Origin of the sequence: Nocardioides euryhalodurans (genome assembly GCF_004564375.1) — a bacterium.
GTDB lineage: Bacteria > Actinomycetota > Actinomycetes > Propionibacteriales > Nocardioidaceae > Nocardioides > Nocardioides euryhalodurans.
Map to the genome: position 1 here is coordinate 2,363,195 of NZ_CP038267.1, position 16,427 is coordinate 2,379,621.

Annotated in this window: 14 protein-coding genes; 6 read left to right on the forward strand and 8 right to left on the reverse strand. The window is 73.4% G+C overall.

What is annotated here, in order from left to right; all coding sequences use genetic code 11:
- Positions 1 to 31: 31 nt before the first annotated feature.
- Both EXE57_RS11325 and EXE57_RS11330 read left to right on the forward strand, forming a co-directional pair.
- On the forward strand, positions 32 to 979 hold the full coding sequence (locus EXE57_RS11325) for a glycine betaine ABC transporter substrate-binding protein (protein WP_135077572.1): 948 nt from the start codon (positions 32 to 34) through the stop codon (positions 977 to 979).
- A 105-nt stretch (positions 980 to 1,084) separates the two neighbouring features.
- Positions 1,085 to 1,654: an SACE_7040 family transcriptional regulator gene (locus EXE57_RS11330; RefSeq protein ID WP_135077574.1), complete on the forward strand. Its 570-nt coding sequence runs from the start codon at positions 1,085 to 1,087 to the stop codon at positions 1,652 to 1,654.
- On the opposite strand, the gene EXE57_RS11335 is transcribed toward EXE57_RS11330, so the two are convergent.
- Genes EXE57_RS11335 through EXE57_RS11345 form a run of 3 tightly spaced genes read right to left on the reverse strand, consistent with a single transcriptional unit; the run spans position 1,641 to position 5,330 of the window.
- Positions 1,641 to 1,988 (reverse strand): TraR/DksA family transcriptional regulator, encoded by a 348-nt coding sequence (locus EXE57_RS11335; RefSeq protein WP_135077576.1) that lies wholly within the window; start codon positions 1,986 to 1,988, stop codon positions 1,641 to 1,643. The genes EXE57_RS11330 and EXE57_RS11335 overlap by 14 nt on opposite strands.
- A gap of 7 nt (positions 1,989 to 1,995) precedes the next feature.
- Positions 1,996 to 2,664 carry an SWIM zinc finger family protein gene (locus EXE57_RS11340; RefSeq protein WP_135077578.1) on the reverse strand — a complete coding sequence of 223 codons (669 nt, stop codon included), beginning with the start codon at positions 2,662 to 2,664 and terminating at the stop codon, positions 1,996 to 1,998.
- Positions 2,664 to 5,330: a DEAD/DEAH box helicase gene (locus tag EXE57_RS11345; protein ID WP_135077580.1), complete on the reverse strand. Its 2,667-nt coding sequence runs from the start codon at positions 5,328 to 5,330 to the stop codon at positions 2,664 to 2,666. Before EXE57_RS11345 ends, EXE57_RS11340 begins: the two co-directional genes overlap by 1 nt.
- A gap of 89 nt (positions 5,331 to 5,419) precedes the next feature.
- On the opposite strand from EXE57_RS11345, the gene EXE57_RS11350 reads away from it, so the two are divergent.
- Positions 5,420 to 6,586 (forward strand): dipeptidase, encoded by a 1,167-nt coding sequence (locus EXE57_RS11350; protein WP_135077582.1) that lies wholly within the window; start codon positions 5,420 to 5,422, stop codon positions 6,584 to 6,586.
- 57 nt (positions 6,587 to 6,643) lie between these two features.
- On the opposite strand, the gene EXE57_RS11355 is transcribed toward EXE57_RS11350, so the two are convergent.
- From EXE57_RS11355 to EXE57_RS11370, 4 genes are read right to left on the reverse strand one after another with little or no spacing between them, the layout of a single operon-like run.
- A complete protein-coding gene (locus EXE57_RS11355) occupies positions 6,644 to 7,789 on the reverse strand; it encodes an LLM class flavin-dependent oxidoreductase (RefSeq protein ID WP_135077584.1) in 1,146 nt (381 codons plus the stop codon).
- 21 nt (positions 7,790 to 7,810) lie between these two features.
- On the reverse strand, positions 7,811 to 8,806 hold the full coding sequence (locus EXE57_RS11360) for a Bug family tripartite tricarboxylate transporter substrate binding protein (protein ID WP_135077586.1): 996 nt from the start codon (positions 8,804 to 8,806) through the stop codon (positions 7,811 to 7,813).
- A complete protein-coding gene (locus tag EXE57_RS11365) occupies positions 8,799 to 10,388 on the reverse strand; it encodes a tripartite tricarboxylate transporter permease (RefSeq protein ID WP_167305881.1) in 1,590 nt (529 codons plus the stop codon). Before EXE57_RS11365 ends, EXE57_RS11360 begins: the two co-directional genes overlap by 8 nt.
- Before the next feature lie 46 nt (positions 10,389 to 10,434).
- The gene (locus tag EXE57_RS11370) at positions 10,435 to 11,037 is read right to left on the reverse strand and encodes a tripartite tricarboxylate transporter TctB family protein (RefSeq protein WP_167305882.1); all 603 of its coding nucleotides are present in this window, start codon (positions 11,035 to 11,037) and stop codon (positions 10,435 to 10,437) included.
- Positions 11,038 to 11,188: 151 nt separating this feature from the next.
- Here EXE57_RS11370 and EXE57_RS11375 point away from each other — a divergent pair, with 151 nt between their 5' ends.
- The 3 genes from EXE57_RS11375 to EXE57_RS11385 are packed head-to-tail and all read left to right on the forward strand — an operon-like array spanning position 11,189 to position 14,268.
- Positions 11,189 to 12,202 carry a Bug family tripartite tricarboxylate transporter substrate binding protein gene (locus tag EXE57_RS11375; protein ID WP_135077592.1) on the forward strand — a complete coding sequence of 338 codons (1,014 nt, stop codon included), beginning with the start codon at positions 11,189 to 11,191 and terminating at the stop codon, positions 12,200 to 12,202.
- 1 nt (position 12,203) lies between these two features.
- Complete coding sequence (locus tag EXE57_RS11380) at positions 12,204 to 12,749, forward strand: tripartite tricarboxylate transporter TctB family protein (protein ID WP_135077594.1); 546 nt, start codon at positions 12,204 to 12,206, stop codon at positions 12,747 to 12,749.
- 1 nt (position 12,750) lies between these two features.
- Positions 12,751 to 14,268 (forward strand): tripartite tricarboxylate transporter permease, encoded by a 1,518-nt coding sequence (locus EXE57_RS11385; protein ID WP_135077596.1) that lies wholly within the window; start codon positions 12,751 to 12,753, stop codon positions 14,266 to 14,268.
- Positions 14,269 to 14,313: 45 nt separating this feature from the next.
- On the opposite strand, the gene EXE57_RS11390 is transcribed toward EXE57_RS11385, so the two are convergent.
- A complete protein-coding gene (locus EXE57_RS11390) occupies positions 14,314 to 16,383 on the reverse strand; it encodes a RecQ family ATP-dependent DNA helicase (RefSeq protein WP_135077598.1) in 2,070 nt (689 codons plus the stop codon).
- Positions 16,384 to 16,427: the final 44 nt, after the last annotated feature.

Consider the following 16,427-nt stretch of genomic DNA (forward strand, 5'->3'; position numbering starts at 1 on the left):
TCTCTGACACAACGCTCTCGGAAGGAGCACCATGTTGAACCGGAAACTCATCGCCACCTGCGGCGCCCTCGCCCTGACCTTCGGCCTCGCCGCCTGCGGAGGCGACGACGGCGGCTCGGCCACGGAGGGGACGCTCGAGGGCGCCTCGATCACCGTCGGGTCCAAGGACTTCGACGAGCAGCTGATCCTCGGCAACATCAGCAAGCTGGCCCTGGAGAACGCCGGCGCCGACGTGACCGACGAGATCAACACCGGCGGCACCGACGTCACCCGCGCCGCCCTGACCAGCGGCGAGATCGACACGTACTGGGAGTACAACGGAACCGCCTGGATCTCCTTCTTCAAGGAGACCGAGCCGATCGCCGACCGCATCGAGCAGTACGAGGTCGTCGCGGAGCGGGACCTCGAGGAGAACGACCTCCACTGGCTGCAGCCGGCAGAGTTCAACAACACCTACGCCCTGGCGTTCCCGAGCGAGGCGGCCGAGGAGCTCGGCAACCCGGAGACCCTCTCCGACCTCGCCGACCTGATCGCCGAGGACCCGGACGCCGCGACGCTGTGCGTGGAGAGCGAGTTCTCCGCCCGCGACGACGGTCTCCCGGGCATGGAGGAGACCTACGGCTACCAGTTCCCGAAGGACAACGTGACGGTGCTCGACACCGCCATCGTCTACTCGGCGGCCGACAAGCAGGACCCGTGCAACTTCGGTGAGGTCTTCACCAGCGACGGCCGGGTCAGCGCGCTCGACCTCACGGTGCTCGAGGACGACCAGGGCTTCTTCCCGCTCTACAACCCGAGCCCGGTGTTCACCGACACCGTCTACTCCGAGTACGGCGAGGAGCTCGACGCGATCTTCGACCCGATCTCGGCGGCCCTGACCCAGGAGGAGATGACGGCGCTCAACGAGCGGGTCTCGGTCGACCTGGAGCTGCCCGAGGACGTCGCCGAGGACTGGATGTCGGAGAACGGCTTCATCTGAGCCACGACCCGCGGCCGGCGGCCGGTGCGACCTCGCACCGGCCGCCGTCCCACGTCCCGGGGACACGCGTCGCCACGGGGTTAGCGAGCGCTAACCTTGCGTGTCATGACGACCGAGACCGCCACCCGGCGCGAGCAGGTGCTGGCGACCGCGGCGGACCTCTTCGCCACCCGGGGCTTCCACGGGGTGTCGGTCGCGGAGCTCGGGGCCGCCTGCGGCATCTCGGGACCGGCGCTCTACAAGCACTTCCCGTCCAAGCAGGCGATCCTTGCCGAGATGCTGGTCTCGATCAGCGAGGAACTGCTCGCCGTCGGGCGGGAGCGGGTCACCGCGGCCCCCGACGCCAAGGGGGCGGTGCGCGCTCTCGTGGGCTGGCACGTCGACTTCGCGCTGCGACGACGCAGCCTGATCGTGGTCCAGGACCGCGACTGGGAGTCGCTGCCCGACGAGGCCCGCGAGCGCGTCCGCGCGCTCCAGCGGGCGTACGTCGACGTCTGGGCCGGCGAGCTGCGTCGGGTGCACCCCGGGCTGAGGCCGGACCGGGCGCGGGCGATGGCGCACGCCGCCTTCGGCCTCATCAACTCCACCCCGCACAGCGCCCTGCTGCCCGAGCCGCAGATGCGGAGGCTGCTGACCGAGATGGCCCTCGGGTCGCTGGGCGTCAGGCGCGACTGAGCCGCGCGCAGTCGATGCAGGTGCGCGCCTCGGGGCGGGCCACCAGCCGCTCGGCGCCGACCGGGCGACCGCAGCGCTCGCAGGTTCCGTAGCTGCCGTCCCCGACCCGGGCCAGCGCCGCGTCCAGCTCGGCCAGCCGCTCGCGCGCCTGGCGCACCAGGGCACCCACCTGGGACCGCTCGAAGGCGATCGTCGCGCCCTCGGGGTCGTGCTCGTCGTCGGCGTTGGTGTCGAGCGAGGCCGCCACGACCTCGTCGAAGTCCTCGGTCAGGGACGCCAGCCGGCGCAGGGTGACGCGCCGGGCCTCCTCCAGGCGCTCCCTCGGGTCGGTCATCGCGGGCTCACAGCAGGTGGTCGACCGGGGCGTCGGGGTCGGCGAGCAGCTCCAGCACCCGGGCGGCACGCTGGGCGGCGTCGACGGCGAGGTCGAGGTCGGGGTCGGTCTCCTCGGGTCCGGCCGGTGCCGCGGCGTGGAGCCGGGCCAGGAGCTCGTCGCGCTCGATGCCCCGCAGCGCGAGCAGCACGAACGGGTCCGCCTCCAGCAGCCATGTCAGCTGCTGCAGCACGGCCAGCGCGTGGTGGCACGGGTCGGTCCACGGCTCACAGCTGCAGCGGGTGGCGAGCTCCCCGCCGAAGGGGAGCAGCTCGACACCCGCCTCCTCTGCGTGCTCCACCAGGCCGTGGGGGAGGTCGCCGGCGAGCAGCGCAGCGACCCGTCCTGCCTCGGCGGCGACGGTCTCGGTGAAGGTCGCGAGCCCCGAGGCGTCGAGCACCGGCACGGATCCGGTCACGGTGAGGACGTCGTCCCCCTCCTCGACGGCGGCGAGGAACCCTCCGGGCTCGACCGTGATCGCACCGACCCGTCCACCCCGGGCCAGGGTCCGGCCGCGGCGCAGCTCCCCCTCGCCGTACGCCGACTCCTCGACGGCCCGGACCCAGGCCTTGCCCCACCAGGTGCGTGCGCGGGCAGCGGTACCGGGCCGGGGGGCGAGCCGGGCGTGCGTGGCCATCAGTCCACCCCGCGCAGCTCGACCAGGTCGCGGAGCTCGGCGTTGCTGAGCTCGGTCAGCGCCTGCTCGCCCCCGACCAGGACGGAGTCGGCCAGCGACTGCTTGCGGGCGAGCAGCTCGGCGATCTTCTCCTCGATCGTGCCGGTGGTGATCATCCGGTGCACCTGGACCGGGCGGGTCTGCCCGATCCGGTGGGCGCGGTCGCTCGCCTGCTCCTCGACGGCCGGGTTCCACCACCGGTCGAAGTGGACGACGTGGTCGGCCCGGGTGAGGTTGAGGCCGGTACCGCCGGCCTTCAGGGAGAGCAGGAAGACGGGCACCTCCCCCGACTGGAAGCTCCGCACCATCCGCTCCCGCTCCCGCACGGGCGTGCCGCCGTGGAGCAGCTGGTGGGGCACCCCGAGCTTCTCCAGGTGACCCTCGAGGAGTCGCGCCATGGCGACGTACTGGGTGAAGACGAGCACCGCGCCGCCCTCGGCGAGGACCGTGCCGACGATCTCGTCGAGCAGGTCGGTCTTGTCGGAGGCGTGGCGCAGCACCCCCTGCTTGAGGAAGTGGGAGGGGTGGTTGCAGATCTGCTTGAGGCCGGTGAGCATCGCGAGCACCAGTCCGGCCCGGGTCACCGTGTCGCGCGGGTCGGCCCGCTCGATCCGGTCGAGCGAGTCACGCACGAACGCCTCGTAGAGGACGACCTGCTCACGGGTCAGGGAGAGCAGGTGGTCGGTGTCGGTGCGCGGGGGCAGCTCGGGCGCGATCCCCGGGTCGGACTTGCGGCGTCGGAGCAGGAACGGTGAGACCAGGTCGCGGAACCGCGCGGTCACCGCCGGGTCGACCCCCGCCTCGATGGGCGCCGCCCAGACCCGCCGGAACGCGTTGCGGCTGCCGAGCAGGCCGGGGGTGGCCCAGTCGAGGATCGCCCACAGCTCGGCGAGCTCGTTCTCGACCGGGGTGCCGGTCAGGGCGACCCTGGCTGCACTGGGGATCTTCCGCAGCGCCCGGGCAGTCGCGGAGCGGGCGTTCTTGACGTGCTGGGCCTCGTCGGCGACGACCAGGTCCCAGGCGACCGTGGCGAGCGCCTCGTGGTCGACCCGCATCGTCCCGTACGTCGTGAGCACGAAGCCCGGCCCCGACAGGTCGGCCAGGTCGCGGGCGGACCCGTGGAAGCGCCGCACCGTCAGGCCGGGTGCGAACCGGTGGACCTCGGCCTCCCAGTTGCCCAGCAGCGAGGCCGGGCAGACGACCAAGGTGGGCCCGGACCCCTCGGGCCGCTCGGCACGGTGGAGCGCCAGCGCGATCAGGGTGATCGTCTTGCCGAGGCCCATGTCGTCGGCGAGGCACGCCCCCAGCCCGAGCGAGGTGAGCTGGTCGAGCCAGGTCAGGCCGTGGAGCTGGTAGTCGCGGAGCGAGGCGGCCAGCCCGGCGGGCGGGTCGAGCGGCGGCCGGGTCGCGGCCGTCTCGAGCTGCTCGCGCACCCGCAGCAGGCTGGCGCCGACGATGACCTCGCTGGCTCCCTCGTGAGGGCCGTCCTCGACCTCGGCGACGCCGGAGAGCGCGGCCGCGACGGCCTGCGCCGGGGTGGCGCTCCGGATCAGCCGCTTGCGGGCCTTGCGGGCCAGCCCGGGGTCGACGACCGCCCACTGCCCGCGCAGCCGCAGCACCGGCGACGCCGCCCGCGCGAGCTCGTCCATCTCCTCGGGGGTCAGCGGGTCGCCGTGGAGGGCGAGCTGCCAGGAGAAGCCGAAGAGCGCCTCCTCGTTCAGCACGCCGGTCTGCAGCGGCGCCTCACGTGGCCCCTCGCTGCCCGGTCGACGGTCGAGCACCGCCGTGGCGGTGAGGTCGCGGCCCAGGCTGCGCGGCCACATGACGTCGATCCCCCGGGCAGCCAGCGCGGCGACCCCCTCGTCGAGCAGGCTCACCAGCTCGTCGGTGTCGAGGGTGATCTCGTCGGGCACCCGCAGCTCGAGGAGCCGGTCGAGCACCGGCCAGGCCTCGACCGCTGCCCGGAGTGCGATGCTGGCATGGGTCCGGGCGCGGTCGCCGAAGCCGTGCTCCACGGCCTCGCCGGTCCACAGCAGGGCGGCGTCGCAGACCCGCAGCGGCTCCTGCTCGTCGTGCACCTGGAGCACGACCCGGACCGCCCCGGCACGCAGCTCCTCCTCGTCGGCCTCGATCCGCAACGAGATCCGCACCAGCTGGGCCAGGTGGGAGGTGTCGTGCGCCTGCAGCCGCTGGGCGAGGCGGTCGCGGAACGGGCGGCGCGCCACCGGACGCGTGAACGCGCGCGAGGCGTCGGGAGCGCTGCGCGGCATGGCGTCCACGACGGCCGCCACGACCTCACGGACCACCCGCTCGGTCTCCTCGTCGCCGTCGGCGAGGCGGGCCAGCCGGTCCTCGTCCTCGGCGGTCAGCCGGGTCGGCTGCCACCGGCCCGCGGCGGGCTCGAAGGACCCCGCGGCGACCAGCCGCATCCCGAGCAGCGCCGCCCCCGCGATCAGCCGGACGCTGGGGTGCGACTCCTCGCGGGAGGGGGCGCGCGTGAGCAGGGGCAGCGCGCCACGGATCGGCATCGTCACCGTGCGCCGGTCGTCGGTGAACTCGACGACACCGTCGCGCGGGGCGTCGGCGGCCAGGAACCTGGCCGGACCGGTGACGGGGACGAAGCTCACGCAGCAGACCTCCGGTCGCGGAGCGGGGTGGGGAACGAGACGCTAACGCGTCGTACCCCCACATCGTTCCCGCCCGTAGGGTCGCGCCCATGGACCTCGGCGACCTGCTCACCCGGCACCCCGTGATCGACGGCCACAACGACCTCCCCTGGGAGGCACGCAAGCAGACCGGCTACGACTTCGAGCGGCTCGACGTCGGCGGCCACACGCCCTCGACGCACACCGACCTGCCCCGGCTGGTCCAGGGCGGGGTGGGCGGGCAGTTCTGGTCCGTGTACGTGCCCAGCACCCTGCCCGGGCACGAGGCCGTGACGGCGACCCTGGAGCAGGTCGACGCAGTGCACGCGATGACGGCCCGGTACGCCGACCGGCTGGCCCTGGCCACCACGGCCGACGAGGTCGAGGCCGCCTGGCGCTCGGGACGGATCGCCTCCCTCCTCGGCGCGGAGGGCGGCCACTCCATCGGCTGCTCGCTCGGGGCGCTGCGGATGTTCCACGCGCTCGGCGTCCGCTACCTGACCCTGACCCACAACGACAACACCCCGTGGGCGGACTCGGCCACCGACGATCCGGTGGTGGGCGGGCTGTCCCGCTTCGGGGTCGAGGTGGTCCGCGAGATGAACCGGCTCGGCATGATGGTCGACCTCTCCCACGTCGCCGCCACGACGATGCGGGCCGCGCTCGACGCGACCGACGCGCCGGTCGTCTTCTCCCACAGCTCGGCCCGCGCACTCTGCGACCACCCGCGCAACGTCCCCGACGACGTCCTCACCCGGCTCGCCGGCAACGGCGGGGTCTGCATGGTGACCTTCGTCCCGGCGTTCGTGAACCCCGACTGCGCCGCGTGGCAGCTCGAGCTCGTCGCCGAGGCGAAGGCTCAGGGCGTGGACCTGGGCGACCTCGAGGGCCGCGCCGCCTTCCGCGAGGACTGGCTGCCCACCCACCCCGAGCCGGTCGCGACCCTGGCCGACGTGGTCGCGCACTGCGAGCACGTCCGTGAGGTGGCGGGGATCGAGCACGTCGGGCTGGGCGGCGACTACGACGGCACCGAGTCGCTCCCCCAGGGCCTCGAGGACGTCACCGGCTACCCGCGGCTGCTGGGGGCGCTCGCCGAGCGCGGCTGGTCCCGGGAGGACCTTGGGCGCCTCACCAGCGGCAACGTGCTGCGGGTGATGCGGGGCGCCGAGGCCGCTGCCGCCCGGCTCGCCGCGGAGCGCGGTCCGAGCCTGGCGACCATGGCCGACCTCGACGGCTGAGCCGATCCCGGTGGCCCGCTTCCCCACCGCGGGCCACCGGGACTGCCAGGGCCTGCCCTAGGCGGCGCGGACCGCCAGCCTCCCCCGGTTGCGCAGCACCGGCATCACGCCCTCCGCGACCCAGTGGGCCTCCTCGAGGTGCGGGTAGCCGGAGAGGATGAACTCCTCGATGCCGAGGGCGGCGTACTCCTCGATCCGGTCGGCGACCTCCTCGTGGCTCCCGACCAGGGCCGTCCCTGCTCCCCCGCGCACCAGCCCCACGCCTGACCACAGGTTGGGGGCGACCTCGAGGCTGCGGCGGGTGAGGGCGCCGTCACCCTGGCGCAGGGCACTCATGCGCTGCTGGCCGACGGACTCGCTCGCGGCCATCGCCTGCTGGGCCTTCGCCACGTCGGCAGGGTCGAGCGTGTCGACCAGCCACTGGGCGTGGCGCCACGCCTCCGCCGCGCTGTCCCGGGCGATGACGTGCATCCGGATCCCGAAGCGGACGTGGCGTCCCTGCTCCTCGGCCAGGCCGCGGATCCAGCGCACCTTCTCCGCCACCTGCGCCGGGGGCTCGCCCCAGGTCAGGTAGACGTCCGTGTGTCGCGCCGCCACCGGACCGGCGGCCGGTGAGGAGCCGCCGAAGTAGATCGGCGGCAGCGGGTCGGGCACCTCGCGGGTCCGGGCGCCCACGACGCGGTAGTGGTCGCCGTCGAGGTCGAACGGCTCGGCTCCCCACGCGCCCCGGACCACGGCCAGGAACTCGTCGGTCCGGGCGTACCGCTCGTCGTGGGACAGGTGGTCGCCGAAGCGGGCCTGCTCGGCGGGCTCGCCCCCGGTGACGACGTTGAGGGCGACCCGGCCTCCCGACAGCCGCTGGAAGGTCGAGGCCATCTGGGCGGCCAGGGTCGGCGAGACCAGCCCGGGCCGGAAGGCGACCAGGAAGCGCAGCCGGTTGGTCTCGCGGATGAGCGCCGAGGTCACCAGCCAGGCGTCCTCGCAGAAGGTGCCGGTCGGCGTCAGCACGCCGGTGAAGCCCAGCCGGTCGGCGGTGGTCGCGACGGAGGTCAGGTAGTCGAGGTCGGGGGCACGGAACTGCGAGGCAGTCCCGCCGGCGCCGCCCGAGACGACGACGCCCGCGCGGGGCACCCCCTGTCCACCCCCCACCAGGGTGCGGCCGTCCCCGGTCGTGGGAAGGAACCAGTGCAGGTCGAGATCCATGGTCGTTCTCCTCTCCTCGGTTCAGGAACCGATGTCGTAGGCCGCGAGCTGCTCGGAGATCAGAGACTCCTGCTCCTCCAGGAAGGCCTGGAACTCCTCCGGCCCGAGATGGCTGTCGTCGGCGGCGTACACCTGCTCCTGGAAGGAGGCCATGTCGTCGGTGCCGACACCCTCCTCGCAGGCGGCCGCCAGCGTCTCCACCGCTTCGTCGGAGGCGTCGGCCGAGACCACGAGGCCCCGGAACTGCGGGAGCACGACCTCGTCCGGCAGATCGACGTCGGCCGCCAGCGGGACGTCCTCCATCCCCTCGACGGGCTCCTCGCTGAGCAGCACGACGGGCACGAAGTCACCGGAGTCGAGGTACTGGCGGACGTCGCCGAGCTGCTCGTAGAGCACGTCGACCTCACCGCTCAGCAGGGCGGTGTAGCGCTCGGTGGGCTCGGCGTACGGGACCGCCCGGAAGGGCGCGCCGTGCACCTCCTCGACCGCACCGAGCACCACGTCGTCGACGCTGTTGGAGCCGACCGTGGCGACGGTCAGGGGCTGCTGGGCGTCGCGGGCCTCGCCCAGCAGGTCCTCCCAGTCCTCGAAGGTGTCCTTGCGCACGAGCAGCGCCGAGGGCATCGACTGCACCCGGCACACGGCCTGCACCTCGTCCATCCCGAACGCGGCGCCGCCCGCCGACACGGTGGCCAGCGTGTCCTGGATCAGGACGGCCATGGTCTCGCCGGCGCGGCCCGAGAGCATCTCTGTCATGCCGGTGCTGCCGGTCGCTCCCGGCACGTTGACCACCGGGACGTCGGCGTCGAGCGGACCGGCCATCGCCTGGGCCATGGCCCGCGCGACCTGGTCGGAGCCGCCTCCGGGCCCGAAGGGCGCGACCAGCTCGATCGGTCGACCCGACGTGGCGCCGGCGGCCCCGGACGACTCGCCGTCGACGAGGCCGCACCCGCCGAGGGCAAGGGAGAGCCCGACGACGGCGGCGAGGGCGGTGGGGCTGCGGAAGGGATCAGGCACGGGTGTTCTCCTCGTGGTGCTGGGGGTCGGTGCCGGGGTTCGCACCCGGCTCTGCTCCCGGGGTCTGCCCCGGGTGGTCGGGGGCTCCACCGCGCGACGCGCGGGAGGCGCGGAGCGCACGGACCGAGAGCAGGACCACGAGTCCCACCCAGAGGGCCAGCAGCGCCGCGGAGAGCGGTCGGGTCAGGAAGACCGAGGGGTCGTTGTCCGACGCGATCAGCGTGGTGGTGAGGTAGCGCTCGGCGAGCGGCCCGAGGATCGCGCCGAGGACCAGCGGCGCCAGCGGGAAGCCGTACCGCTCGAGCAGCAGGCCGAGCACGGCGAACCCCGCCATGATCCAGACGTCCGAGAGCGTGTTGCGGATCGCGAAGGCGCCGATGTAGGCGAACAGCACGATCAGGACGGCGACGTACGCCTCGGGCACGCGCAGCAGCCGCACCATGGGGCCGGCCGTCAGCAGGCCGAGGACGAACATCAGCAGCACGCTCACGAGGAGCGCCGCGATGATGGTGTACACGAGCTCCGGCTGGGTCTGGAAGATCTGCGGGCCGGGCTGCACGTCGTGGAGCAGCAGCGCGCCGAGGATCACGGCGGTCGCCGCGCTCCCGGGGATGCCCAGGACGAGCATCGGGACGAGCGCGCCACCCACCGTTGCCGTCGAGGCGGCCTGCGGGGCGATGACGCCGTCGGGGTTGCCGCGGCCGAGGGTGTGCCGGTCGCGGCTGACCTGGCGCTCGACCCCGTAGGCCAGGAACGACGCGACGGTCGCACCGGCGCCCGGCACCGTCCCGATCAGCGACCCCAACGTGACGCCGCGCGTGAGGCTGCCGCGGCGGCGCCAGATCGCGCCGGGACCGGGGACCACCGTCCGGACGCGGGTGGGTTGCGCCTCCTCGTCGGCCGCGAACCTGGCACCGAACCGGACGAGCACGTGCGTGACGGCGTAGACGCCGATCATCACCGGGAGGTAGTCGATGCCGTCACGGAGCAGGTCGCTGCCGAAGCTGAAGCGCACCGACCCGTAGACGTCGTCCACCCCGACGGTCGCGATCAGCATGCCCACGACCAGCGCCATGAGCGAGCGGCGGACCGAGTCGTCGGTGAGGACCAGCACGCTGGTGAGGCCGATCAGCACGACCAGGAAGTACTCCGGCTGGCCGAGGTTGAGGGCCAGCCGCGAGATCGGCTCCGACACGAAGGCCAGGACCAGCCACGACACCAGCCCACCGGCGAGCGCCGCCACGGCCGCCCAGCCCAACGCCTCGGCGGCGCGGCCCTGTCGGGCCATGGTGTGCCCGTCCCACAGCAGTGGCACGTGGTTCGGCTCGCCCGGGACGTGCAGCAGGATCGAGGTGATGGCACCGCCGTACGTCCCGGCGACGTAGACCGCCAGCATCAGCGCGACCCCGCTCTCGGCGCCCATCCCGTAGGTCAGCGGCAGGAGCAGCAGCACGCCCATGACGAAGGTGAGGCCCGGCAGCACGCCGACGAGCAGGCCGGCGACGACACCGACGACGAGCACCGCCCACAGCGTGGCGTCGAAGGACGAGAAGGCGTCCAGGACGCCCGAGAGCGTTTCCACGAGAGAGACTCCTGGGATCGGGGGAGGAGGTCCGGTCGGCGGTCGGTCAGTAGATGCCGAACAGCCGGTAGAGCGCGACGGTCACGGTGTCGAAGACACCGACCCCGGTCGGCAGGGCGATGTAGACGACCTTGACGAAGACGTAGGCCAGCACCTGGGGTGCGACGACCGCGACGGCGACCAGGGGCCACGGCCGGCGGTGGCCGGAGAACCGGAGGAAGACCAGCGCGAACGCCGTCGACGCCAGCAGCCAGCCCAGCAGCGCCGTGGCCGCGACGTACGTCAGCACGAGGGCGGCCGCGAGGAGGGCGCGTCGCAGGTTCGTCGGCTCCTCTCCCTCCGTCGCCGCGTCCGGGTCGGTCGCTGCCACCGCGACGGCCGTCCGGTCGCGGTGGCCACCGAGCCGCCTGCGCACCTCGAGCAGCACGCCCACGAGGGCGCTGGCCGCGAGGACGCCAAGGAGCAGCTGGGGGACGAAGGCCGGCCCTGGTCCGCCCGCGGACGAGGTCATCCCCGCCGTCCGCGGCCACAGCACGGCGACCAGCAGCAGCGCACCCAGCTCGGGCAGCACCCGGACGACGAAGCGCTCCCGGGACGGGGTCGTGGCCGCGGGGGCGTGCTCGCGTTGCAGCAGGTCGGGGAGCGCCATGCGGGCGATCATGCCGAGAACGCCGGGCCTAAATCAAGTTACCCACTCGACTTAGTGCTTAAAGGCTCACGATGTGGCGAGCGTGGACGCTCCTGCGGCGGGGTGGGAGGGTGGTGGCGCCCGTCACACGCATCTCGGAGGTATCACCCTCATGGCCCAGCAGCGACGACCCGTCGCCGGCCTCACCCGCGTCCTGCCGTACGCCGTTGCGGCCGTGCTCGCCGTGGTGGTGGTCGTCGTCAGCGTCACCCGGAGCGAGCCCAGCGAGGCGGCCCAGGAGGCGCTGGGCGGCAAGCAGCTCAAGATCATGGCGCCCGCCGACCCGGGCGGTGGTTGGGACAGCACGGCTCGCGAGATGCAGTCCAGCCTGCAGGACATCCTGGGCCGGACCGAGGTCTACAACGTCGGCGGTGCCGGCGGGACCATCGGGCTCAGCAACTTCCGCAACCTCGAGGGCCAGCCCAACCAGCTGATGGTGATGGGCCTGGTGATGGTGGGGGCGATCGCCGCCAACGACTCCTCGGTCACGCTCGACGAGGTGACGCCCATCGCGGAGCTGACCACCGAGAGCCTCGTCGTGGTCGTGCCGGCCGACTCCGACATCCAGACGATCGACGACCTCGTGACCTCGCTCGAGCAGGACCTGGGCTCGGTGTCGTGGGCCGGGGGCTCGGCGGGCGGCGCCGAGCAGATCCTCGCCGGCCTGGTGGCCCAGGATCTCGAGCAGGACCCGGCCGACGTCAACTACATCGCCCACGCCGGCGGTGGCGAGGCGATCGCCACCCTGCTCTCCGGCAGCGCGACCGCCGGCATCAGCGGGGTCTCGGAGTTCCTGCCCCAGATCGAGAGCGGGGCGCTCCGCGCGATCGCGGTCTCGGGCACCGAGCCGGTCGAGGCCCTTCCGGACACCCCCACCCTGCAGGAGTCCGGCATCGACGTGGAGCTCACCAACTGGCGTGGGGTCGTCGCACCTCCCGGGATCACCGAGAGCGAGCGGCAGGCACTCGTCGACCTGGTCACCGACATGACCGGGAGCGAGGCCTGGGACGAGGCGCTGGCCCGGCAGGGATGGACCTCGGAGATCCTCACCGGCGACGACTTCGAGGAGTTCCTCGACCAGGAGGTCACCCGGGTCGACGAAGTGGTCGCGGAGCTGGGGATCTGAGATGACGAGGAAGCGCACCCGTTCCATCAACGTCCGCGGCGACCTGGTCGGCGAGGCCGAGGCCGAGCGCCTCCACATCGCCGACGACCGGACCACCGCGCTCGCCACCATGGTCTTCGGGGCCGTGCTGCTGGTGCTGTCGGTCGTCGTCCTCGTCACGGCCGTGCGCCTGGAAAACGGCGGCAACGCCGTGGGGCCGGCCACCGTCCCGTACGTCGTGGGGTCGGCGCTGCTGCTGGTGGGCGTGCTCACCGTGGTCCGCGGCCGGCGCGACATGGGCGTGTGGGAGGTCTCCGACCACACCACGTCGCAGGACTGGAAGCGGCTCGGGCTGCTGGTCGCCGGCCTCGTGGTGTTCGCGCTGGTCGTGCCCTTCGTCGGGTACGTCGTCGCCGCCACGCTCCTCTACGGCGTGACGGCCAGCGTGCTCGGCGCCCCGCGGCCGGTGGAGATGTTCGCCGTGGGGTTCAGCGTGGCCGCCGTGGTGTGGCTGCTCTTCGACGTGGCGATCGGCATCAGCCTGCCGGCCGGGCCCTGGGGGTTCTGAGATGGACTCGTTCTCGCTGCTGATGGACGGCTTCGCGGCCGCCCTCACCCCGACCAACCTGCTGCTGGCGCTGCTCGGCGTCACCATCGGCACGGCCGTCGGCGTGCTGCCGGGCATCGGCCCGGCGCTGACCGTGGCGCTGCTGCTCCCGATCACCTTCACGCTCGACCCGACCGGGGCGTTGATCCTCTTCGCCGGCATCTACTACGGCGGCATGTACGGCGGCTCGACCACGGCGATCCTGCTCAACACCCCCGGCGAGAGCGCCTCGATGGTGGCGGCGCTCGAGGGCAACAAGATGGCGCGGTCGGGCCGGGCCGCCTCGGCCCTGGCGACGGCAGCGATCGGCTCGTTCGTCGCCGGCACCATCGCGACGCTGCTGCTCACGTTCCTGGCCCAGCCGTTCGCCGACCTGGCGGTGAGCTTCACCCCGGCCGACTACGTCGCGCTGATGGCGATCGCCTTCGTCACCGTCGCCACGCTGCTCGGCACCTCCCCGCTCAAGGGCATCGGCAGCCTGCTCGTCGGGCTCACCCTCGGCCTGGTGGGGATCGAGAGCCAGAGCGGCCAGTCGCGGCTGACCTTCGGGGTGCCGACGCTGCTCGACGGTGTCGACGTCGTGATCGTGGTGGTGGCGCTGTTCGCGATCGGCGAGGTCTTCCAGCACGCCCTCAAGGGCGGGGGCGGCGGCACCGTCACGCCGCTCCACGGCCGCGCTGTGATGACCCGCGAGGACTTCCGGCGCTCCTGGCCCGCGTGGCTGCGGGGAACCGCGTTCGGCTTCCCGATCGGGGCTCTGCCCGCGGGCGGGGCCGAGATCCCGACGTTCCTGTCGTACGCCACCGAGCGCAAGCTCAGCAAGCACCCCGAGGACTTCGGCCACGGCGCCATCGAGGGCGTGGCCGGGCCGGAGGCCGCCAACAACGCGGCGGCCGCCGGGGTGCTGGTGCCGCTGCTCACGATCGGCCTGCCGACGTCGGCGACCGCGGCCGTGCTGCTGACCGCCTTCCAGTCCTACGGGCTGCAGCCCGGGCCGCTGCTCTTCAGCGAGTCCGGCGACCTGGTCTACGCCCTGCTCGCGAGCCTGCTCATCGGCAACCTGATGCTGCTGGTCCTCAACCTGCCGCTGGCCAAGGTCTGGGCCCGGCTGCTGCAGATCCCGGCGTACGCGATCTACGGCGCGATCATGATCTTCGCGACCCTGGGCACCTTCGCCTCGGGCGGCGGGCTGGCCGACCTGCTCGTGCTGCTCGTGATCGGCATGCTCGGCGTGCTGATGGCGATGGCCGACATCCCCGTCGCGCCGGCGGTCGTCGGGCTGATCCTGGGGCCGCTGTTCGAGGAGCAGATGCTGCGCGCCGTGCTCCTGTCGGGTGGCAGCGCGAGCGGCCTTTTCGACGGGGCGCTCTCGATCTCGCTGTGGTCCATCGCCGCGCTCGGCCTGATCGTGCCGCTGGCGCTCGCGGGCGTACGCCGTCGGGCGACCGCGGCTCCCGAGCGGGTCGACGTCGGCCGCTGACCGCGGCCGGGTCGCTCGTCGCCGCCGGGCGACCAGCCGCCCGGATCAGCCCGAGAGGGCCAGCGCGAGCGGGTGGACCCCCGTGGCGCCGGCCCGGCGCAGCGCTCGCGCCGCCAGCGTCATCGTCCAGCCCGTGACGACCTGGTCGTCGACCAGCAGCACCGGCCCCGCGGGCACCGAGCCGTCGAGCCGGTAACGGCGGCCGACGGCGGCGACCCGCTGGGCGGAGTTCGTGGCGCCCTGGCCGGGGCGCACGTCGGGGTCGGCGATCGACCACCGCGCGACGACCGGGACGCCGAGGTGGCGGGACAGCCCGTCGGCGAGGTCGCGGACCAGCGCGGGGCGGGTGGCCGACTCGACGAGGGCGATCGCCTCCACCGGCGGCTGCCAGTCGCCGAGCAGCTCGACGACCGCGCGGGCGATCGGGGCCGGGACCGGGCCGTCGTCGCTGGTGAGGAGCGTCCGCAGGGCGGTCCCGTGGCCGAGGTCGGTGAGCCGGGCGACCGCTCGTCCCTCGTCGGCGCCGTCGCCGATCTTGCCCTTCAGCTCGATGCCGAGGTTGGCGAGCGCGGTCGGCCACATCTTGCGCGGCTCGAGCGCCACCCCTGGGCGGGCGAGCCGGGCCCCCGCCTCCTCCACCGCGGCCTCGCTGACGTCGGTGGCGAGGCCGAGGCCGCCGCAGTTGTCGCAGCGGCCGCACGGCTCTGCGGCCGGGTCGTCGAGCTGGCGGCGCAGGAACTCCATCCGGCAGCCGTCGTGGTCGAGGTAGGCCAGCATGGCCGCCTGCTCGCGCTCGCGTGCCTCGGTGACCCGCCGATAGCGCTCCTCGTCGTAGGCCCACGCGCGCCCCGTCGACTCCCACCCGCCCTTGACCCGCCGCACGGCACCGTCGACGTCGAGCACCTTGAGCATCGTCTCGAGGCGGGTGCGGGAGAGGTCGACGTACGTCTCGAGGGCGGCGGTGCTCAGCGGGCCGTGGTCGGCCAGCGCGGACAGGGTCTCGCGCACGAGCTGCTCGCGGGGGAAGGCGAGGGAGGCGAAGTACGCCCAGATGTCGCGGTCCTCGGTGGCGGGCAGCAGCACCACGGTGGCCTCGTCGGTCCCACGGCCGGCGCGGCCGACCTGCTGGTAGTAGGCGACCGGCGAGGAGGGCGCACCGAGGTTGACGACGAAGCCGAGGGTGGCGTCGAAGCCCATGCCGAGCGCGCTGGTCGCGACGAGCGCCTTGACCCGGCCGTCGAGGAGGTCCTGCTCGAGCGCCTGCCGCTCGGTGGGCTCGGTCTGGCCGGAGTACGCCGCGACGGCGTGGCCGCGGGAGCGGAGGTAGTCGGCGACCTCCTGGGTCGCGGCGACCGTCAGGCAGTAGACGATCCCTGACCCGGGCTGCTCGGCGAGGTGGTCGGCGAGCCAGGCGAGCCGCTGCTCCGCGGTGCGCAGCCGGACCACCCCCAGCCGCAGCGACGCCCGGTCGAGCGACCCCCGCAGCACGAGGACGTCCACGCCGAGCTGCTCGGCGACGTCGTCGGTGACCCGCTGGTTGGCGGTCGCGGTCGTGGCGAGGACCGGGATCCCGTCGGGGAGGTCGCCCAGCAGCGTCCGGATCCGGCGGTAGTCGGGACGGAAGTCGTGGCCCCAGTCGGAGATGCAGTGGGCCTCGTCGATCACGAGCAGCCCGCAGGTCGCGGCCAGCCGGGGCAGCACCTCGTCGCGGAAGCCCGGGTTGTTGAGCCTCTCAGGGCTGACGAGGAGGACGTCGACCTCGCCGGCGCGGACGGCGTCCTGGATCGGCTCCCACTGCTCGATGTTGGTGGAGTTGATCGTGACCGCACGGATGCCCGCCCGCTCTGCCGCCGCGATCTGGTTGCGCATCAGGGCCAGCAGCGGCGAGACGATCACGGTCGGGCCGCTCCCCTGCGCGCGGAGCAGCAGGGTCGCCACGAAGTAGACCGCCGACTTGCCCCAGCCGGTCCGCTGCACCACCAGCGACCGCTTGCGCTCGACGACCAGCGCCTCGATCGCGGCCCACTGGTCCTCGTGGAGGCTCGCGTCGTCACGGCCGACGAGCGCGCGGAGGTGCTGCTCGGCCTGCTGGCGTACGTCGGTCGCTGCGCTCACCGGGCCTGTCTACCAGCGGCCTCCGACGGCACCGTGGGCGGACG